Below are 21,492 nucleotides of genomic sequence, written 5' to 3'. Positions count from 1 at the left end.
CCCATCACTTGAAGTAACGGACATCACTTTGGACACCGGCTGCAGCTCTGTCCATGCGGCCACGAAATGACGCTTACGCCAAATCCATTCCCCGAACTTCTGCACCTTATCGTCGCCGGCCTGCGGCATGTCGGGCAAACCGAGGTGCTCATTCTCTTGCTTAATGGCATGGTCACGGATCGCATGGACGCGCGAAATGGCATCAACAAACTCTTCCTCGCTCAGCTTGAGAATGCGGTCGCGTGCCAAGAGCTCTCGCAGCCGTGGCGACCATTCATAGATCGTGCGCTCTTCGAACGAATGGTCGAAGTCGGCCTCATGCCACCACTCCATTGCATCGCGCAGCGCCAGCTCGGGATTTTTTGAGTTCCTAGCGAAGAACTCTTCATATGGGTGGCGGTTCCCGTCCTTTACTTGCTTATAGTAGTAAGCGTGGAGAAATTGGTCGGCCTGAACGCCTGGTGGCACCGTTGCATCGATCCAATCCGGCTTAACATGAGACGCTGAGACTCTAGCAGCAATCGCACGCATAACCTGCAACGTGTCGCTCCAGTCCTGCTCGAACTTCTGGAAGCGCTTCTCGGAGGAGCGCTTAGTATCCACGAACACCAGCCCATGGTTCTTCGGCAGCAACCTGTTCTTGTCGAACTGCTGCTCAAGGCCATAGTCGCGTCTCTCAAGATCTGACCGACTCTCTTTGAGGCGTAATTGCTCCTGGTAGATCTCCTTGGTCAACGGACGTGCGCGGTCGTCAACTTCTTCGAAGAATCGTAGGAGCTCCAATTCCATTCCTGTCTCGACTAGCTCGTCATGCGACAGGAATGTGCCAGCCTCGATATTCGATATCCATGCCCGATCGGATAGGTTAGCTGAGCCAATATACACTCCCGCATCGACCCACCAAATAACTTTCGCATGAAGGATATCCGGAACAAGCCGACATTCGAAATTTGGGCTTGCCTTTTCTAAAAACCACTTGAGCACCGCGGGGTCAATCGCCACTGTGTGATCATAGCGACCGTAGAATTCGAGAGGCTTGAGATGCTTAGCACAAGCCTCGAAGAGCTGCATATTATCCTGGCTGGCATACGCGACTGCAGCGCGAACCCGGGTGCAATCGTCAATCATTTCGACTAGCAGATTGTGCAGGAGCTGCCTATTGAGGGGACCAGCGATAAAACGCATGAGGTTCGTGTTTCCTCTTTATGTGCAAGGTGGCTTCGGGCACTGACTATTTTGGATTTCGAGTTAGGCTTGTCGATTACCCCGCTGGTTTCTTGCGTTCTCGGTGCGGAGCGTCCTTTCAAGCTCACGCCACTGCGGGACGTGGGCACCCATCAAGGCCTTGAACACCCTTCCGTGGCTAGCGAAGCGTAGGTGGAGCAACTCATGGACAATGACGTAGTCTTGAACGCGCTCATCCAGGTCGAGGAGATCGGAAGCCAAAGTGATCGTCCCGGACGAGGAGCAGGAACCCCATTTCCTACGCATTTCCTGAATCCGAACGACGCGCGGGTTCACGCGCAGCTTGACCGCCCACGCCAACGCGCGCCGTCGCAGCTCTTGCACAGGGTACAGAGACGACTTCACTCGTCAGCCTCCGCGAGCAGCAGCCTGACGATGAGATCGACGACACGCGCGCGTTCGTCCTGCCCTAACGCCAGTACCGGCTTGTACATGGCAGCCCGAAGGCGACGTTGTTCATCTGGATTCACTGCCGAATTCGGAAAGCGCGACAACAGTGCTTCCGCGTCCTTTGCAAGCATCATCGCATTGATAGCAGAGGTCTTAACCGCGACGTCCTCGCGCAATACCCAATACACCGCAAATGCTCGCGCGGATAGCCCACTGTCCCGCGCCGCCTTAATCGCTATTTCTTTCTCGGCGGCCAACGCCGCAAGCTGGTCCATCGCGGCCAGTCCGGTGGTCTTGCGATCCTCCAAGTCCTTCAGAATGCGCTCGGCACGATCCTTCAGCGGCTGTAATACAGGCGCGACTGCAGGGGTTTCGTCCATCTCCTGTTGTAGGCCCCGCACCAGGTTGAAGACTTTGCCCTCGTCTGAGCCATCTTCCTTACGCAGCGCCTGCAGGGTCTGTACGTCGAAGGTCACGCTCTTGGTCAACCGCCCCAGCCCCTGCTGTTCTGCGCTCTCCTCGATCAGCCGACGCGTCTTGTAAGCGAGATCCGCCACGAACCCGACTTTTTCAGCATATGCATTGCGCACGGCCGCATAGAGTTGGCTAAGCTGTTTGTAAGTGCCAATGTGATCGCGCAGCTCCGGCGAGGGCGAGAGAATTTCCCACAACGCCTCGATTTCTTTGTATGCCTCGAAGAATGCCTTGCGAGCATCGGGCGAGAGGAAGCGGCCGAACACAAGCTTTTCGAGGCGCTCGTCCGGGGAGTCGCCGCTGGAGACTTGCAGGTAATCTTTCTCAGCTTGCGCGATTTTCTTCAGGAATTCCTGAAGTAGCACGTCCAGGTCCTCGATCACGCCACCGACGTCTGACGAATCGAACTGCAGCGCCTTTTTGAGCTCGCGCAGCACACCCACGAAATCCACCACGAGCCCGACGCGCTTCTGCACGCCATTAGCGTCAACGTATGGGCGGTTCACACGCGCAATGGACTGCAGTAGCACGTGGTCGCGCATCGGCTTGTCGAGGTACAGACAGTATAGCGGCGGCGCATCATAGCCGGTGAGCAGCTTGTCCGTGACGATCAGAATTTTGGGGTTCTCGGCAGGTTTCTTGAACAATAGTCGCGCCTGCTCCTCTTGCTCGTCCGAGAGTTGCAGCTCGGCGACCAATGGACGATCCACCGCATCCGCCGCGTTCTGCGTGTAGACCGGTACAACCCACTCGGGCGGAAGTAGCTTGTCCAGTGCCTTCTTGTACTTGGCACAGGCTTCGCGGTTCACCGCCACCACGAAGGCTTTGTAGCCCAACGGCAGCACGTTCTCATTGAAGTGCTCGGCCACGAAGGTCGCTATCTTCTCGATGCGATCGTCGGCCGTAAGGAAAGTTCGAAGTCCTACCGCGCGTTCGAGTACCTTGTTGAGCTCTTCAACGTCGGTGACACCTTCGCTCCCAGCCAGCGCGAAGAACTCCTTGTCCAGCCGCTCAGCTGGCACCGTCATTTCGCTAGGTGCCATCACGTGCTTGATCGGCAACGTGGTTTCGTCGGCGATGCTCTCGGCGATCGAGTATTTGTCCAAGTACCCCTGCTCGTCTTGCGTGCCGAATATTTTGAACGTGCCCTCACCCTGCGATGTGTGTGCGATGGGAGTGCCAGTGAAACCGATGATCGTGGCCTTGGGCACGGCGGCCATCAGGTAGGTACCTAGATCCTTGGCTACCGAGCGGTGGGCCTCATCGATAAAAACGTAGACATTGTCGCGCAGGCAACTGTCTTTGCGAATGGCCTCGAATTTGTGGATCATCGAAATGATGAGGCCCCGGAAATCGGCGTCCAGCAGGGACTGCAGCTCGGCCTTATTCTTCGCGCGGGTTACGGCGATGTCCTCTTGCTGCATCTCCCCGAGCAAACGCTCCACCCAGCCCTTTAGCTGGCCTTCCAGCTCAGTGCGATCTACGACAATGATGACCGTTGCATTGGCGAAATGCGCCTTGTTTTCCAGGATCAGGCGCGCTGCGGTCAACAGCGTGAACGTCTTGCCTGAGCCTTGGGTGTGCCAAACCAGCCCACGCGTCTTAGCTGGATCGGCGCACCGGTCGAGGATGGCGTTGATGGCACGGCGCTGGTGTTGGCGCAGCACCGACTTGCGCGTCTCGCCGTCCTGCACGTAGAACAAAATCCAGTGCTGCAGAGTGCGCAGGAAGTCGTGGCGTTCAAAGAAGGCCTGAACCGCGAACCGATAAGTCTCCTCGGGCGCCTGCTTCCAGCGCGCCATGTCGCGCCGATTCGCGTTCCAGGTTACACCGTACCAGTAGTCCAGCAGGTGCGTGACGTTGAAGAGTTGCGGCGCGGCGAGCAGCTCCGGTGTCTCCAATTCGTATCGGCGCAACTGCTTGATCGCACGCTCGATACCGTCGCCGTCTTTCGGGTTCTTGTGCTCGACGATAACGACCGGGAAGCCATTGACCAGAAACATCACGTCGGCCCTGTTTCCCTTCCGAGCAGGCGGCTTGATCTTCCACTCCCACGTCACATGGAAGACGTTGTCTTCAATGTATTCGAAATCGATCAGCGTTACGGCATGATGGCGCTTTTCGGCTTCGTCGTACCACTGCCTTTCGCCGCGCAACCACGCCAGAAGTTCACGGTTTCCCTCGATGCTGGCAGGCAGCGCATCCATAGTTTCGACGATCGAGCGCACTGCGTCGGCGGTGAGCCAAGGGTTGAAGGCTGCAATCTTAGCCTCCAGCACGTCGCGTAAGAATGCGCCCGACTCGCCGCCGCGCTTGATTCGGGCATCGTCGGGCGTGATAGCTGACCACCCGATTTCGACGGCATGCTTCACCATTGGAAACTGCACGGTGCCAGCCTCGCTGATCTTGAGGGTGCTCATGCCGCGATATCCTCGCGTTCATTCAAGGCCGAGGAAAGTGCCGACAGCTTCAGATCCGAGACTGAGAGGTCTCCGGTCATCAGCTTGTGCAGCAGGGACTTGAAAAGCTCCTCCAGCGCGGCGCGCTTCTTCTGGTGCAAGTCAATCTTGCGGTCGATGGCTTCGAGGATGCCGACAATTTCCGTCTGCTCGTCCAACGTCGGCGGGAGGGGCATCGGCAGCGAGTCAATGGTGCCTGTGTTCAAGTTGTACTTGCCGTCTGCTGCCGGGGTAGCGCGACCGGCGATCAGCGATGTGCCTAGGCGTGATCCGTAGAAGTACGCGAGGTATCGCGGATTGGCGACGGGCGTCCTGACTCGAGCCCGGATCAGGTAGGACGCGAAGAGAGAGCCCTCCGGCTCGCCTTGATACACAGCGCAAGAGCCTAGTCGCTCCAGCACCCCGTTGGTGCGAATGAAAAGGAGATCGCTCGGTTCCAACAGATATTTGCTGGCTTCAGTCGCAGAAAGGTCACAGTACTTCAAGTCCGAAGGGTTGACGCGTCCAGATTCGACGTTCGGTATCCGCAAGACCGGATAGCTGCGTCGTTCGACGCTGCAGCGCGTCGATGTGCCGTACTGCAACCATTCACGGATTTCGCGGAATTCGACGAGGCTCCAGCTCTCTGGTATTAGCCCGATCTCGGTTTCCTTCTGCGCTTCGCCTCGCAAGCCGCGCGCGAAAAGGTCGTTCATCACCGCATGCTTCAACTCCAGCGCGGTCAACGTGGCCTTGTCATGAACAACGATTGCATCACGCACCTTGGCAAGCGACTCCGCAATCGACCGTTGCTCTGCTAATGGTGGGTGAGGCACATCCAGCGCCGCGAGTCGGTTGCGTGAAAGATTGGGGATCGTTGTCTTGTTGCCTGCGCCTTCGAAGATGCCAAGCTGCGTGAACGCACTCTGTAGAAAGTAGACGTAGAACCGCGCATCCACGTCGCCCAAAAGAGGGCGCAGTCGATGGAGGTGGTTCTGGAACGACATCACGGGCACGCGACCGTCCCAGACGGCCGCGCGGCCGATCTCTCCACCTTCGCATACCAGCAGGTCGCCAGCTTCGAGGCTCTTGACCACTAGTTCGGCTGCGGAGATCGACATCTCGTCGACCTCGGTGAGATCGATATTGTCCCAAAGCACATTTGACGTGCGCAGAAATGGCACTTTGTCGGCTCCGGCGCGCGCTGCGGCGGACATCGTTTTGCCCGCGCCGATTTCGAACAGCTCGCCCAAGGGGCGCCATGTCCAGTTTGAATTCGTCATAGGGGGGCGAGCAGCGTTGCGAGGGTTTGATCGATCTCTCTGGCCTTTTCGTCAAGCGCCAGTATGTCCGCCATGATGCTCTTGATGGAGCGATGGTCCGCGTCGCCGCCCTGGGCGATCCAACGCCCCGGGCTGAGGTTGTAGTCCGCTTCTTCGGCCTGCTGCATGGTGATGACGGTCAGCTCACCCTCGACCGGCTCGCCCTTGTGGTACATCGCCGCTAGCGAGCGGAGGTCATCCTCGGGCAGATAGTTCTTCGGCCGTCCCTTTCTGAAATGCTTGCTTGCATTGAGCAAGACGATCTTGTTGCGCCGGTCGGCGGGCTTGTTCTTGCGCAGCACAACGATCACGCCAGCGGCCGTGGTGTTGTAAAAGAGGTTCTCGGGCAACAGGATCACGCCGTCGATCAGGTCGTGATCGACGAACCACTTTCGGACGTTGCGCTCCTTGTCCTCGTTCTTCGAGCCTGAGCCTCGCGTGACTGCGCCGGTGTCGAGCACGACAGCGGCCCGACCGTCGTTGTCCATACACGCAAGCGTGTGTTGCAGCCAAGCCCAGTCACCCTTGCCGCTAGTGATGCCGCCGGCAATGCGGAAGCGATCAAACGGGTCGTTGGCGAACAGGTCGGACGCGAACGGCTGGTTCCACATCGGATTCGCGACGACGATGTCGTGCTGGCGAATCGTGCCATCGGCATCCCGGAACTTGGGGTTGATGATCGTATCTCCGCGTGCGAGCTCCACCTCCATGTCGTGGATGATTGCGTTCATCTGAGCGACGGCATAGCTCTCGGCCTGCAGCTCCTGACCGGAGAGCCTGAGCGGCACCTTGCTAGTCGGGTCGAGCTCGCGGGCGACGAGCTGCTGCTTGATAAGCAAGCCCGCCGAACCGCACGCGTAGTCATGGCAGGTCTCGCCGGGCTTCGGTCGTATGATGTGAGCCATCAGGAAGCCCACCTCGGTCGGCGTGAAGAATTCGCCTGCGCTCTGCCCCGATCCCTCGGCGAACTTGCGCAGCAGATATTCGTAAGCGCGGCCCAGGAAGTCCGGCTGCACGTCGGCCAGCCCCAAGCGGTAACGCGGATCGGAGAATGTCTCTACCACGCCGCGCAACTTGGCCGGGTTGATGTCACGCTCGCCGTTCCGCTCGGCGCCGAAATCCACGACATCAATCACGCCCGAAAGCGACGGGTTGTTTTTGACCACCGCGCGTACGGCCTTGGTCAAATGTTCCCCGATGTCCTTCGGTGCGGTAGACCTTCCACGTTCGTCAAGTGGCCACTCATAAGACTCACGGCCACTGATGATTGTCCAACGTGACTCGGGCGGCATATAGAAGCGCAGGAGCGAGTGGTCCGCTTCAGCGATCTCTAGCGCCGTAGCACGGTCGCCGTATTCCTCAGCTAAGCGCCCAACCTCATCGTCGAACACGTCGGATAATCGCTTCAGGAACAGCAGCGGTAGCAGGTAATCTTTGAACTTTGCCGCGTCCTTCTCGCCACGGATCGAACAGGCCGCATCCCAAAGCATCTGCTCCATCGGCTTGGTAGTCGGCGTGGGCGGCGCTGCCCGTCCGCGGCGGAGGCGTGGCACGGCGGGAACGGCTGCCGTGATCTCGAGGGATTCCAACTCGATCCCCGCTTCCGTCGCGAGCGCCGAAATGGCTTCAGTCGCTGCGCGTTGCGGCTTGCTACCGCCTCCTTCCCAGCGATTCACCGTGGCAAACGATACCCCGAGCCGCTCGCCGAGCTGCTCTTGGGTGAGATTGAGCTTGGCGCGAATGGCGCGAAGCGTTGCAGGTAGATGGATTTTTGTCATGTTTGCTATATTTGCGATATGACAGAAATTTGTCAAGACCTTGCCGAACCTAGTCTTGGCTTGCTGGCCGAACGAAGAATCGAGTCCCTTCGTTTCGACAGGAAGCTGCAGGCACGCGCTCAGCGGTGACCGGCATCAGGAGTCTGCAGCTCACTCCCTGAGTCGTGCCCGATTCATGGTCGCTATCGGCGATGGAGAAAACGACGCACTATTGACGCAGCTCCGAGTTCACATGAGCGCGCTCCGCCGCAAATCGACGCACTTCTGCGTCGCTTCCACTTTCGTGAGAGCTCGACACTTTACGATGCCCCCCCAAAACGACGCACTTTCGACGCATCCGACTCGTTCGCCCCTATACCACTGCTATCTCAACCAACAGGATGCAACTTGCCGCCGCCGCATGAGCGGGAGCACGCGGCCAGTACGGGTTCTAACCTGCCGGTATCTGAGTCCTTTAAGACACCTTATGGCTGTTACAGCTCACACCATGTGAAGCTGTAACGCGGCTATATGGAATATAGCCGCTACGTGATACCTCACCGTGTAACGAATCCCAAAGCACTCAGAATACGATCGGGCAGAATGCAAAATTCATTCGAAAACTGATAGCCTTGAAACCGCAACTTCTCGATCACGCCAAGTCGACCACTCACCAATTGCCTTCGAAAGGGAAGCCGGATCCACATCATGAAGGACCCACGTCAAACGGCCAGAAGTCAAACCCGAACGAAACCGACCATCGCTGCATACCTGTCGCGCGCACATGGCCTCTTGTGTCGGATCGCAGAAGAATTGGAGTTACCTGAGGATGCCTATCCGGCACCAAGCGATGTCATTGCCTACATGAAGCGGCGCGCCAAGGACTGGAAGTGGGCGACTTTTCGGCAGTACCAAGCTAGCCTCGTTTGCAGATACGAGATCGAGTTCGAGCGAAACCGCGATCCGCTGTTCCAACAAACCGCAGAGGAGATCCGCAGCCTTCCGTCCACCGATTGTCGGTCGAACCGCGACCCCGGCCACACGTCATCGCGCAAACGAAAAGGCATTCCAAGGCGCGACTATGATGTGCTGGTAGCAAACCTCGCCAATCCAGCCCGCGCTAGCGATTATTCGAAACGCGCCGCACTGTGGTTAATGGCGGGACTTGCGACGGGGTTGCGTCCGTGCGAATGGGAAAATGCACGACTGTCCGAAGACGGCAGGACTCTCAACGTACTGAACGCAAAAGCTACCAACGGCCGAGCGACGGGCATAAGCCGAGTGGTCCCCGTTGGCGCCGACGACTTCCCAGTAGTCCGCGCTCACATTGAGTCACTCGGAGAGCTTCTCGCTAGCGGGCTCGAGTTCTCCGTGATTCAGAAGGGATGCACGCAAGCAATTCGACGAACGTGCGCCGCTCTGTGGCCTGGTGACTACAAGCGAACATACGCGCTCTACTCCGCTCGCCATCAATTTTCTGCGAACGCGAAGGCTATCGCGTCCGCAGAAGAGGTTGCCGCTCTCCTCGGCCACCGATCGACCCGCACTGCGCGCCGACACTATGCACCGCGCCGCAGCGCCTGGTCTGAATTCCGGCAAGTGCAAACCGCAAAACCAACTGCGTCGATGCAAGCGTCCATCCGGCGATCAACGCCTCGGAACGGATAGTTGACGAAGAGCATTCGTTGCGCGTCCGTCAACTCCCATTTCACTGATCTCAAGCGTTTTGGCTGCGTCCAGACGTCAGCCGCTCCTCGCAAGAGCCGTTTTCGCGTAACACGTCCTCGCTGCCACCGACAATCCTGCCTGTCTTCCGATCGAGATAAACAGGCCGGATGCCGCACGACTCCAGATCGCGCACAGCTTCAGCGACGGCTTCATTGGCCCGCTTCAGAAACTCGGGGCTCCGCATATAGCGGCCTAGTTTGTCAGCTGGCATGGCATGTTCTCCTTTGTTACAAGCATACGCCAGCTGCCCAGACTCTCGAAAGTGTTGATTTCGCCTGCTGCATCCCGTGGGCGCGACCAAATAACCTCGATCAGCTGAAAGAATCAGGCGAAATTTTGGGCTTCAGGAGCCGTTCGGCTGGCTCGCCACTCCCAGGAACCCTCGCCGAGCGTCGCAGACACTGCAAATAGTGCCTTGATGGCATTAGGCACCGTCGTACTCGAACGGTCACACAGCGGTGCCGCGCGACCAAATAACCCCTAGGTCGATAGTCGGCATATCCGTCATTTTCGGCATTGCCAGCCGCCTAGGCTGCATCACAAGAGCTGGCACACAACCCGCACTCGCCTAGCAGGCGCATTTCGCCCCAAAGCGATCATCTTACTGACTCAATGCCTGGCCTTGCCTGGACTGGTTGACTGGATATTTCACTGATAAAGTGTGCTTCGTCAGACGGCTTAGTGCCGATGGCGCGATTTCGATGCGCAACCGAACTTCAATGCTTGCCTAATAGGCGGCAAGCTCTGTTCAAACAAGGATTATGTATGGGCCCTGGATTTAGTGAAAGGACGTTTGAGTTCTGCTTCAATGCTGAATACTGTCGCTCAAACGCTGCTCTGTTGGCTAGTCATCCACATATTCCATCTCAACAAGCAGAGAAGGACTTGGGATACGACGTCGAATTTCGCATTCGACATGGTCATTACACAAAATCTGTATTTTTCCAACACAAGGTCTCCTCCTACGCCGATACCAAGGCCGGACGCAATGCGCATTTTTTTGATGCACATTCTGGCCCATATTTCAGATTCCCAGTGGACAATGAGCAGCACAACACGCTTTTCGAGCTAAGTCGAACTAAGGGAAATGCGTTCTACTGCGCACCCCAATTTCACCTCAGCCACGAACTCGAAACGCATTTCCGCGCAAGCAGTATTGCCGGCAACTCGATACTTCTTGACCCGATCGATGTCGGTCAAATTGGCGACGCCGACCGCCACAACATTACTTACGGCCCAACGGGATTAAATGCGACACTTCACTCGGAGACTCGCCGATTCGAGCGTCACTATTCAGGAGGAAAGGAAAATTCCCCGAAACTAAGAGAGAGTCGTCTTGACCTTAACTACATCGAAGAGCTAAGTGCCGAACTGCTTGATAGAACTCGAAATTCTCGCTTCCGAGCGACAATGACGCCGGCTTTGGAACGTGCCAGACCAATTGAGCAGGTGCAAGTCCTTCTTGGGCGCGTCTACCAGGTCACATGGTTGCTCCTGCCGTGATCAAAGGACGTCGCAATTTTTCTAAGCTGAAGCCACATCGCGGCTTGAGTCAAATTTAGGCACTGGGGTTCGAGCGATCCTTTGCCGGCGATCAAGACTTACATTCTCGCTATCGTTCGCTCGAGATTGCCAACGCTATGGCCGAACGTCTGCTCTTGGCTGTTCGGCGACAGCCTGGCAGCCACTTGCATTGCGCAGCCTTCGCCACGTCGCCGTGGCAAATCAACCATGGATTCCCCCGGTAAACGGTGTGTGCTGGGATTCCGGCTACTCCGGCGAAGCAGCATCGCTTCCCCTCGTCACACCATAACTTGCTGATTCATGATTACGTATAACGTCATGAGTATGACGATCGGCGGCCGCAATCTTACATACGCGCTGTTATGTCACCGTTGAAATGCTGGCTTGCCGCCAAACCCTTTCCAACCGTGAAACATTTCCCCTCGAAACAGCCGAGAGCGTTGCGATGCAAGGGGCCAGTTAAGTCTCTTAATCTTCCGTGAAACATTCGATGACTGAATGCCGTCTCTTTTTTCAGCCCGGCCGCCGAGGTTATTTGGTCGCGCCTCGACTTGGAACCCACCGTAACCAGCATATGGGACTCGCGGCTAACTGCTTAGACGCAGCGGCGGGTCGAGCGTGAAGAGCCTTGACGCGGTCCATCCGTTGAAGCTGGTCGTAAGGTAAGTGCGCTCAGTCACGGCACCGCGGCGTCTGCCGCCGCGTGAGAGGCGTCGGAGCGAACGACCGGTGGACCTCTCCTCAGCATTGCTACAAGCTCGGTGCCGATGGGCAGATGGTCATGTAGGCGCAGCGGCCGCAGTGCCGACCCTTCGTAGGTCGGTTGTCGCCCGCGAGCATTCGGACCGCCGCCTTGAACGACTTGGTTGCCTCGAGGCGCTTGCCGCCTGGCACGTCGTCGACTTTGTCGGAGAGGACGTGGTTGAGAGTTAGCTTCTTCGTTCCAGGGAGGTCGAGACCGGGAACCATAGGCTTCAACACCGTCGAAATATCCGACACCCTACGGCGGGCGAAGCGCATCATCGCGAACTCAGTGGAGTACGGCCCTTTGATAACGAAGCCCCATGGCATCTGGACGGTTACTCCACCGACGAGGGAGGTGGGTTCAGCAAATCGGCCGCCTTCATTAAGAATCAAGCGCATGAGGTCAAGGCCTCGCGAGAACGCGAAGTTCGCATCTCGCCATAGAGACGGGTCCTCAAGGTCGGATGGAAGTTTTTGCTCCGTCCATGCCGAAAGCAGGTGTGCATCCGGCGCACCCGGCATGCCCGAGGCCACCGCCTTCAAAGCGCTCATGACTGCCCAACGCGCTCGCAGAGAAATGTCGATATCCGCTTCGCTCCTGAGCTCTACGACCTGAGAGTACCAGTACTGAAGGGAACACATCACATAGGTGTCGAAATGCTCAAAGTTCACGACGCTCGGCGGCGTAAATGCCCGGTGTGGTGCTGCGGCAGCCGCCCTAATGGCCGAGCCGCTATAGCAAACAGGGATGAACTTGCGAGGAAAATGCTGGAGCTGCGGAGCGAGCGTGTCGTCACCGAACTCGTTCTCCTGATAGATGTGGAGGTGGCGCTTGGCACGTGAGACCGCGACGTACAGCAGGTTGTTTCGCTCGACCGCCGCTTCAACGTCGTATTCGGCCTGGCTGCTACCAAGAGCTTCCGGAGGCACGATGTCCAACACGTTCTCGGGTGGCACCCACGTGGGCATCTGCGCGCCATAGCTTCCTGCATTGACATAGGCCACGTGAACCGCTTCGAACTCAAGCCCCTTGCTTCCATGCACAGTCAGCAGTCGCACGCCATCGAGAGCACCGGCTTCGGGGGGCAGCTCGCGGTCGACGTAACTTTCACCGATGCGCTGTCGCAAGCGCTGACGCATCAGGAAGCGCGAGAGGCGTGCCTCCTTCATTTCGCCATCTCCGTTGCGAACAGCATACGCAAATTGCCATAGTGCGATCCGCTGCACCCACGCACTGACGGATTGGTCTGCGTGAGGCGGCAGACCGAAGTGATGCTCCAGCAGGATGTCGCAAACGAAGGCCCAGGGGTTGGAACTATGGCGATGGCCACGCAGCAATTGGCTCAGCTTTGCAATGACTGCCATGCCCGGAGCGGAAAGGCCTGTCGGCAGGTCCTCCAGCCACCGGCCTCGCTGGTACACCATGTCGGCATTAGCCGCCTCCAGCAGTCGGTGGATGTCGGCCACGGGCATTGCCAATCCGGCAACATCCACGAGGCCCAATAGTGCTCGCGGTTGTCTCTCCACGAGCAGCTGCATCAGGCAGAGTAGCCGCTTGATCTCTGGTCGCTGCGCCAATTCGCCGATGTAGATTACCGGAATCCCTCGGGAGGCGAGTACTTCAGCAGCCTGCTGAACATCGCTGCCGTTTCGGCACAATACTGCCTGGCGTCCGAAGGGAACTGCAGCCCTTTGTAGAGCCACCACGTTATCGACAACCGCACTTAGGACTTCCTCCCGCTTGGCGCAAGTAATGACCTTGGGCATTTCCCCACAAGCACCCTTTGCCGCCGACATCGGATCGAGCGGCATGCTGGTCTCAAGCTTGTGCTGACGACCCACCTCCTGCACCAGATCGAGAATTTCGCGGGCACTGCGACGGTTGGTATCGAGGGGATAGCGCTGGATCTTTGTGCCGCCAGCGTGCGCCTTGAACTCTGCGTCGAACTTCAACAAGCTCTTGAGCGAGGCACCGCGCCAGTGATGGATGGCTTGCCGAACGTCGCCAACAACCCAGATTGACTTCGCCTTCTGCGCCAACTGGCGCAGCAGCTCGACCATTGCGTGTGTAACGTCCTGGTACTCGTCGACGAGGATGTACTGAAACCTGTCGGCGAGCTCGGTGAATGGCGTTCGGTCTGCCTTAAGAGCTAGAGCCGGCTTTGCAATGAGGTCGACGAAGTCGACCGTCCGGCCCTGCGCCAGCAGCCCTTCATGCGCTTCAAAGAGCGTCGCCACATCTTCCCGACGGCGCTGAAGTTCTGCGTCTTCCGCTGGATTCTCGGTGATGTACTCGCGGTACTCTTCAGGAGAAACGAGTTCCTCTTTGAGGCGCTTGATTCCCTCGATGACTGTGCTGAGCCAATCATATGGGTCTTCCACCCTCAGGTAGTAGCTCAAGCTCAACTGCGGCAGCCCCGCCACGAGCATCGTCATCGACGTGAGACGGTCAGCGACGTGCAGGTCGGGTTCCAGCTTGAACCGTTGGTGAAATTTGCGCAGGAACTCGAGCCCGAATGCGTGGAAAGTACCTGCCCAAATGTCGGCTGCGCGGTCAATGCCGGCGCCGCGCAAACGCTCGACAAGTTCAAATGCAGCCTTGTTCGTGAACGTCAGAACGAGGATTTGACTTGGGTCCACCTTCTTCTCTTCAACGAGATACTTGACCCGGTGGATGAGCGTCGACGTCTTGCCTGTTCCGGGCCCGGCAACGACGTTTGCTGCACGCTCTTCGGCTCGTGCAGCAGCGAGCTGGTCGGGACTCGGGGGATTCAGCGCACTAGCAGCGGATTCGGTATCTGGCAGAAGCAGCGCGTCAAGCATCTGCTGGCGAGCGAACTCCAGTGGAATGCCAAGGTCCCTGGCGACACTGCTTGGGCCCACACCACTAAGCGCAAGTTTGCGCGCCAAGTCCCGAGGCAACAACAGCTCTCTAGCATATACGTTGGCTTGAAGTTCCTGTCGCTCTCTGGCTCCATAGGCCTCCACCTTCATGACGGCGGGCGAACCGTCACTCCCAAATAGAGTCTTCAGGTGAGCAACCGTTATCGGTGCTTTGGTTGCATCAAGAAACCAGTGGCCGAGCTCATGGGCAACGAGTCCGCAGAATACATCGCTCCACAACGGGACTTCGTTGCTGACATAGATGAACAACTGCTCGCGCTGCAGTACTGCGCTTCCCTCGCCAAGGTCAGGATATGACGGTTCGACGGGTTCGATGGCAAGGCCGAGCTCGTCCTCGATAGCTCCGAGAAGGTCCTTTGCCGGAATAGCAGTGTCAGCCTGTCCAGGGGCAAGCCTTTCTCTTGTGGCTCTGGCTTCGTTCCGTGCACGCTGAAATGGGTTCATGGCTCTATTCGTCGAGCTGAAGAAGTTCCTTCGCTTGGTCCGCTGGCAAGTTCAACGACTTGACAGCATCCTCCCAAGACGTCGCAGAAGGAGATACTTGAGGCTTTCCATTCTCTGCCTTGAACGCTGGAACAGTGCGATTCTCAAAGGAGCGCTTGAAGAACTCTGTCAAAGCAAGCTCTGTCGCATCGAAGACTTCACTGAGACGCCTCAGCACCCTCTTTGGTGCACGGATGGAACCTGCGAGCACTCCCGAGAGCAGAGCTACCTGAGCTCCGAGACCGACCTGTGGAGCAAGTTTGCGAACAGCCGCACCGCGAAATGCTGCGACCTTCTGCTCGAGCTCAACTAGCTGAGTCTGCAAAACAAGTCCATGTGCCAAGCACATCACTCCAAACTCGGATGCTGACCTTCGGTACTCCTTTGCACTAGAACGAAGACGTACTGCCAAGGATCGATCGAGCCTAAGCATTACCTGCTCAGTGTCTGCGGGAAACCATTTGCCAACGTCGGAAGCAAACTTGGAGAGCAGTCCCGCCGACCCTTCCGAGAACGACCTATCGTCGAAGTCGTCATACCCTACCGCTACCAATTGACGAGCAACACCCGCAAAGCTTGTTCCTTGCTGTTCCGCAAGGCCGTTCAACGCCTTCTTCAATGTCACGGGCAGTGTGACCCCGATGGTGAACTGGCGATCCTTTGACTGAAATCGCTCGGCGCTCTCGCTTTCCAACGACGATGTACTTCCCATCGAAGGTGCAATAGGCAAGGCATGCTTGTCCGCATCCTTTGACCAATCGTGAAATGGCATCCGGGTCATCAAAACATCAGAAAGCTCTATAAGGACAGCGTGGATAGCTTCCCTTGCAGTAGGCGCTGTCTTTGTTCGCTTGCCTAAGGTGGGGAGTTCAAATGAGCAGCGCACTTCGCCCCCAACTGGATACTCTAGTTGGGTACTCTTCAAGGCGGCAAGGTAAAGGTTTGGCAGTTGGGCCAGCAGTGCTCGTCCCTCTGCAAGGCCTACAGGGTCATGAGCGGGATTCATTAACGCCCTCCGTGGCATAGCAGGCGAACGTTCGCCCCTTGACATCAGTTTATGCGCGTATCAATAATATATCAACCTCAGGAGGAGCCTATGACGGAGACGGACCTCGCCACGGCCGTCAGGGCGGCTGTGGACCACTGGATGCAGACGACCGCACTGGCCCAACGGCACGCCGAGATGGCAAATCCGGCTGCCCTGAGTGCGACATTGGGCGCTGCCGTGGAACGCAATTTGATGCTCGGCGGCCATACGCCGGCCGCCGCTCGAGGATTCGTGAGTCAGGCCGCGCATCGCCATCTGCAGAATGTCTTCGACCCTGTCGAGCTGATCGACACGCCCCAAGGGTTCTTTCCCGTTCCCGATACGGGTGCCACGATGGCGGGCAGGGCGGCCGTGCTCGCCGTACATGGCGCGCTGAATCTGGAAACGATCTCCTACGCCACCGAGAACGACGGCAACCTGTTCGTGAACCTTGTGGCGATGCCAGGGGACGGTGCCTTCGCCGAGAAATCGAGGAAGAGTATGCGCGGCCATACGGATGGCGTGAGCTTCCCGTTCAATGGTGAAGATGACGCCGAAGATGTGCGCATCGCCCCTTCGCCTGACCTCGTGACTCTCGTGGGGCTGCGTAACCCTATGAACGTTCCAACGAATCTGATGCCGCTGGCGGACGTGCTTGCTACCATGCTGCCCGACGACATTGATGAGCTCAAGAAGCCGCAATACTCGATTCGCTCCCAGAAGACTTTCGTTCAGGGTATGAAGCGCATCTTGGGAAAGGAGCTTGTTGTCGTCGACGAGCCCGTTTTGAAGGACGTTGCCGGTGGCACCTACGTGCGCTATAGCCATAGCGCCGTCGTTCCGTCCGAAATGGGCGGGCTGGCAGAACAAGCTGCCAACAATCTCGAGGCGGTTTGCAACCGGGTTGCCGTGCCGGTCGTGGTGCAGCCGGGCGACATCCTCATAATCAACAACCGGTTGAGCCTGCACGGCCGGGGAGAGGTCGGAGAGGACGTCGGAGGCCAGTCACGATGGCTTCTCCGTGCATACGCCCTCGATACCTCGAACCTTGCGACCTACAAGCGTCATCTTGGTGATCGCCCCCCGCATATTCTGTACCCTTAGCACCACCAGCAGATGGGCCCCTTCAACCGGACTTGATAACGGCCTTCCAGGCGCAGTCGCTAGGATGGCCGACTTCCGTTAGGCCCGCCGAAAGGCGGCAATGCCGTGGCCGGCCGCGCACGATCGGAATCGCTTCGTAGCTGACCTTTAGCTTGACTGCTCGAGGGACCACAATGGTTCTCCAGATGCTGCCGCTGACGTCGTGCCAATTCGCGCCGACCGTTCTGGGTCGAAATAAGTTCACCGACCGAAGCACGGTTAGCGTGCCCGATTTTTTGCAATGCAATAGAGAACGCCCGCATCAACCAGTCAATACGAATACTGGACACATCCCTCGATGGATGCCACGCTCGTTCATAAGCCTGTTGACGGTTTATCGCTCTCCCTCGCTCCCTTCTACAAGCCCTATTGGGCCTTCGCGCCCTACCGCGGCTTACAGCCGCGCGCACACGCGCCCCGGTTGAGCGCTGGCCACGGCGCAGACGTGGCCAGCGTGATTTATCCCGGGTCTTAGCGCCCGTCAGGGTGGCCCGCTTGCGGGCCAGGTCAGGATGGCCGCTTGCGGCGGTCCTGAGCCGCTTAGACGGCTGCTGCTATGACGGTTACCTACAGCCCGCCTGGCGCAGCCGGGCCTGTAATGATCCTCGCGCCGAGGGCGCGCACGATTTGCAGGGTAAGGCCGAAGGCCAAGGGGCGCCGCGCCTTGGAGGAGAGGGGGCGAAGTCCGTTGAGATGTGTCGCGTTAAAGGCGTTAAAAGAAAAAGCGTTAAGACGCGCACGCGTGTTAAGGGTGTGGAAATCCGTCGTAAGTCGATGATTGAAAATAAATATTCCGGATGTCACATCGGCGAAAGACGAATTTGAGGTCCGGCGATAGACGAGTCAGAGTCACGGCGATAGACGACAAATGCGACGGCGATAGACGACGATGACGGAAAATCTGTGGACAAGTGGCCAAGGTTACGGCGATAGACGAGTAATGTTCAGCCGTCAGGCTGACTGCAGTTCGGTCGCGTTCCGGCCCCAGTGTGCTCAAGACCCGCTTCCGGCGCGGCTTTTCGCGCAAAACGACCATCGGCGAAAGACGAGTAAAGTCACCGCGATAGACGAATCGACCGATTGAGGCTCGCAATCGGTTTTGTCGGCGATAGACGACCTGCGGCGATAGGCAAGTCATCGGGTGACAGGCTTGGACAACAGCATCGGCTGCTGGAGTAGGTCCGAAAGCCAGCTCAGTTTACCGGCGCGGTTGGCTTCTGTTACGAGACGCTTACTGTCGCGGGTTAGGTAGACAAGCTGATTGGGTTTGGTCGATTCGTCCAGGGCCAGCCGGTAGTCCGGCAGTCGGTTGAGCTTGATAATGTCCTTCAGTTCTTGGCGAAAATGGCTCGCACTCTGCGAGCTGCCAGCCTTCTCTTTGAGCAACGGCAAACCGATGGAGAACCAGGGCTGATAACCACAGTGCTTGCGGCCCAGCTCATACAGACGGCGCTCAAGCGCTTGGCCAAGCGAAAAGTAGTCTGGGTGCAGCGTCAGGATGTCGGAGGCAAGGGCGGCCCTGTAGAGCCAGTTGGCGATCGTCAGCTCTAGTTCCAACGCGCCCTTACCATTCTTGGTGTACTGCACCACCTTATAGTCTTCGATCAGACCGAACCCTTCGACTTGCTCGCGCTCGTTAGTTTTGACGTTGGTCTCAATCGTGGTGCCCTTGAGGCGGCGGCACGTATCAAGCACGCGCATATAGGACGCACCACCCGTGCTTCGCCGCGTGCCGATCAGCAACGGATGCACTGCGATCTTGAGACGGGGGCTCACCTTGATGCCGGCGCCGTGGGCTTTGACGATCTGGCTGATGCAGTACAGCAAGATGTCCTTGTCGAACAACGTAGCGGCCCCGAGGGCAGAGGGGATCACCTTCACCGTCTTCCCGCCTCGAGAATAGACACGGATGCGGGTGTCTTTGTTCTTGCTCAATGAGAAGATGGGGTATTCCATCGAAGACAAGTCACCCTTTACCGACCAGTCATGTGCAACGACAAGCACCTCGAACACATCAATATGCGCCGGGGAAATGCCCTGCTCGTCATGGGTCGGCTCTTTCGGGCGACATGCGGTTGACGACACGAAATTCGAGGACGAACTCATGTCCAACCGCGCATCCTCGACACCCTCGGCAATTGACGGCAAGTTCTGCTCAACTGGGGAGTTCATCTGCCCTCCCGCATTGCCGCCAGACGTTCAAGCTGTTCGCGTTTCGTCGGTCGCCCGCTTCGACGTGATTGCGGGGACTCGGCTACCCCCTCGGCCTTTTGCACCGCTTTGCGGGACCTGAGCTTAACAACGGTGGCAGCCACTGCTGGTTGGACGTGCCGATCAATCCAGTCTAAGACGTCCTGCTTGCGCCAGAGCAACTTCCGTTGGCCGGGCAATCGAACGATCGGCGGCAAGCGATCGAAACGCTTCCCTGCAATGTCTGCGTAGACTGTCGCGGGCTTTCTATGGAGAAGAAGACATAGCTGACCGAGCGTCAGCAACTCGACGGGAAAATCTTTTGGCATGGGCGAACTCCGGCGACCCACAAGCAATATGTGCATGTGAGCTACCGAACGTGCGCACCAGCCGATGGCCCAGACGCCGCAGCGTTGTACCAAGAGGCGGGCCGAATGGCCCTCAGTGGCTCCTTCGCCATGCCCTGCTGCGCTCTGTATTGCGCTGCGCCGACGCCGTTCGTATTCGGTCGGTTGGCATGTCGTTAACCGCGCGCGGAGGGTGCTTATCCACACGGGCCTTGATCGGCTCGTCCGATCAAGTCAAAGGTCAATCGAGTTGGATTGTCTATGGTCTGCTTAAATCAGTCAACAGCGGATACGCGTGCGGACGGAACCATAGTGGCCGCATCGGCCGATCCGACACGGGTCTCACGCGGGACAAATCTGGGACACTAATAGACTGGAATGGACCGAAAAAGAATGGGACTGATATAGAAGAAAAACAAGAAAAAACCGGCCTAAGCGGCCGGTTTTAAAGGAAATTCTTGGTGGAGCGGATGAGGATCGAACTCACGACCTTCGCATTGCGAACGCGACGCTCTCCCAGCTGAGCTACCGCCCCATCAGTCAATCATCATACACACGCATTTCTGCGCTTGGCAATAGGGGTTACGTGCCCCCTGAAGCGTCACTTTGACGGCGCGCCGGCCAGCACCCATTCGACCACCGAACGGACGTCGGCGTCGCTCATGCGCGGATGCGCGGGCATCGGAATCGCGCCCCAGGCGCCCGAGCCGCCGTCCTTCACCTTCTTCGACAGCTTCGCGACGGCCTGCGGATCGGACTTGTAGCGGGCGGCGATATCCTTGAACGACGGGCCGACGAGCTTGCGGTCGACCGCGTGACAGCCCATGCATGCGTTGCTGCGCGCCACCTTCAGGCCGTCGCCGACGTCCGCGTGCGCCGCGCCCAGCGTGCCGGCCACGAGCGCAACCGCCGTGGCGCCCTGCGCGATCCATCGTTTCATCTGCGTCATCTTCACGGCCTTCATTGCGCCTTCGCCTTCGGGTTGCCCGGATGCACGCTCGACGAATTCGAGATCGGTGCGGGCGATTGCAGCGGCGTGGACTGCACCGACGCGTCCGGCACGGCGCCGACCGTCGCGCTGTCCGCCGGCGCGGCGGCAGCCTGCGCGCCGGATGCGCCGCTCGCGGGCGATGCGTCCTGCAGCGCCTGCGCGTCCTGCGGCTTCACGTACTGGAACACCTTCACGACCTTCTCGACGCCCGGCACCTGGCTCGCGGCTTCCGCACCGCGATTGCCTTCGTCCACCGTCACGAGGCCCATCAGGTAAAGGTTGCCGCGCTCGCTGACGACCTTGTAGTAGTTCGCCGAGATGCCCTTCGTCGCGATCAGTTCCGACTTCACGCGCCCTTCGAGGTACGAGTCGTTCGCACGCGACGACAGCGACGACGCCGGCTCGACCGACAGCTCGTTGACGATGCCGTTCACGTTGTTGATGCCGCGCACGATTTCCTCGGCGCGCTGCTTCGACGCATCGTTCGGCACCTCGCCCGTCAGCAGCACGCGGCGGTTGTACACCGTCACGTTCACGTGCGACTGGTCGGGCAGCCCGTTGTTGATCTGCGTGAGCGACTTGACCTGGATCTCGCGATCTTCCGTCTGCGCGCCGAGCGTACGGCGATCGGTCGCGATCAGCGCGCCGCCGCCGGCCGCTGCGCCCACGACCCCGAGCACACAACCCTGCAGCGACACGGCGAGGCCCGCCGTCAGCGCGGCGAGCAGCGTGGTTCTGACGAGCGTCTGTTTGACGCGGCTTTGATTCATCGACGGCTCTCCTTC

The 21,492-nt window shown here is 58.4% G+C and carries 13 protein-coding genes and 1 tRNA gene; 2 read left to right on the top strand and 12 right to left on the bottom strand.

Annotated elements, in window-relative coordinates; translation table 11 throughout:
• The 6 genes from BLA15945_RS35025 to BLA15945_RS35000 all read right to left on the bottom strand — a co-directional run.
• On the bottom strand, positions 1-1,185 hold a 1,185-nt coding region (locus BLA15945_RS35025; RefSeq protein ID WP_174994508.1), incomplete at its 3' end, for a phospholipase D family protein.
• Positions 1,186-1,248: 63 nt separating this feature from the next.
• Positions 1,249-1,569, bottom strand: coding sequence for a M48 metallopeptidase family protein (locus tag BLA15945_RS35020; protein ID WP_265095829.1), 321 nt, complete (start codon positions 1,567-1,569; stop codon positions 1,249-1,251).
• Between the two features lie 17 nt (positions 1,570-1,586).
• Positions 1,587-4,529, bottom strand: a complete 2,943-nt coding sequence (locus BLA15945_RS35015) for a type I restriction endonuclease subunit R (protein WP_174994506.1) — start codon at positions 4,527-4,529, stop codon at positions 1,587-1,589.
• The gene (locus BLA15945_RS35010) at positions 4,526-5,830 is read right to left on the bottom strand and encodes a restriction endonuclease subunit S (RefSeq protein ID WP_174994505.1); all 1,305 of its coding nucleotides are present in this window, start codon (positions 5,828-5,830) and stop codon (positions 4,526-4,528) included. The genes BLA15945_RS35015 and BLA15945_RS35010 overlap by 4 nt, the downstream gene beginning before the upstream one ends.
• Entirely contained in the window at positions 5,827-7,647 is a 1,821-nt protein-coding gene (locus BLA15945_RS35005; RefSeq protein ID WP_174994504.1) for an N-6 DNA methylase, read from the bottom strand. The genes BLA15945_RS35010 and BLA15945_RS35005 overlap by 4 nt, the downstream gene beginning before the upstream one ends.
• A 1,696-nt stretch (positions 7,648-9,343) precedes the next feature.
• Positions 9,344-9,565 (bottom strand): hypothetical protein, encoded by a 222-nt coding sequence (locus BLA15945_RS35000; protein ID WP_174994493.1) that lies wholly within the window; start codon positions 9,563-9,565, stop codon positions 9,344-9,346.
• A gap of 554 nt (positions 9,566-10,119) precedes the next feature.
• Between BLA15945_RS35000 and BLA15945_RS34995 the strand changes: the two genes are divergently transcribed.
• Positions 10,120-10,857, top strand: a complete 738-nt coding sequence (locus tag BLA15945_RS34995) for an adenylosuccinate lyase (RefSeq protein WP_174994503.1) — start codon at positions 10,120-10,122, stop codon at positions 10,855-10,857.
• A gap of 771 nt (positions 10,858-11,628) precedes the next feature.
• Here the strand turns inward: BLA15945_RS34995 and BLA15945_RS34990 are convergent.
• Together BLA15945_RS34990 and BLA15945_RS34985 are read right to left on the bottom strand one after the other, a co-directional pair.
• On the bottom strand, positions 11,629-14,970 hold the full coding sequence (locus BLA15945_RS34990; RefSeq protein WP_174994502.1) for a UvrD-helicase domain-containing protein: 3,342 nt from the start codon (positions 14,968-14,970) through the stop codon (positions 11,629-11,631).
• A gap of 4 nt (positions 14,971-14,974) precedes the next feature.
• Positions 14,975-16,015: a hypothetical protein gene (locus BLA15945_RS34985; protein WP_174994501.1), complete on the bottom strand. Its 1,041-nt coding sequence runs from the start codon at positions 16,013-16,015 to the stop codon at positions 14,975-14,977.
• A 90-nt stretch (positions 16,016-16,105) separates the two neighbouring features.
• Between BLA15945_RS34985 and BLA15945_RS34980 the strand changes: the two genes are divergently transcribed.
• Entirely contained in the window at positions 16,106-17,140 is a 1,035-nt protein-coding gene (locus BLA15945_RS34980) for a TauD/TfdA family dioxygenase (RefSeq protein WP_174994500.1), read from the top strand.
• A gap of 1,173 nt (positions 17,141-18,313) precedes the next feature.
• Here BLA15945_RS34980 and BLA15945_RS34975 read toward each other — a convergent pair.
• From BLA15945_RS34975 to BLA15945_RS34960, 4 genes are all read right to left on the bottom strand, one after another.
• Positions 18,314-19,351, bottom strand: coding sequence for a replication initiator protein A (locus BLA15945_RS34975; RefSeq protein WP_233464366.1), 1,038 nt, complete (start codon positions 19,349-19,351; stop codon positions 18,314-18,316).
• An 824-nt stretch (positions 19,352-20,175) separates the two neighbouring features.
• A tRNA-Ala gene (locus BLA15945_RS34970) sits at positions 20,176-20,251 on the bottom strand.
• A 66-nt stretch (positions 20,252-20,317) separates the two neighbouring features.
• Positions 20,318-20,680 (bottom strand): c-type cytochrome, encoded by a 363-nt coding sequence (locus BLA15945_RS34965; RefSeq protein ID WP_059232672.1) that lies wholly within the window; start codon positions 20,678-20,680, stop codon positions 20,318-20,320.
• Positions 20,677-21,477: a BON domain-containing protein gene (locus BLA15945_RS34960; protein WP_059232673.1), complete on the bottom strand. Its 801-nt coding sequence runs from the start codon at positions 21,475-21,477 to the stop codon at positions 20,677-20,679. The genes BLA15945_RS34965 and BLA15945_RS34960 overlap by 4 nt, the downstream gene beginning before the upstream one ends.
• Positions 21,478-21,492 lie beyond the last annotated feature (15 nt).

This window comes from Burkholderia arboris (assembly GCF_902499125.1).
GTDB classification, from domain to species: domain Bacteria; phylum Pseudomonadota; class Gammaproteobacteria; order Burkholderiales; family Burkholderiaceae; genus Burkholderia; species Burkholderia arboris.
Note: the sequence above shows the minus strand (reverse complement) of the source record. Positions and strands in the feature narration are given on the sequence as shown.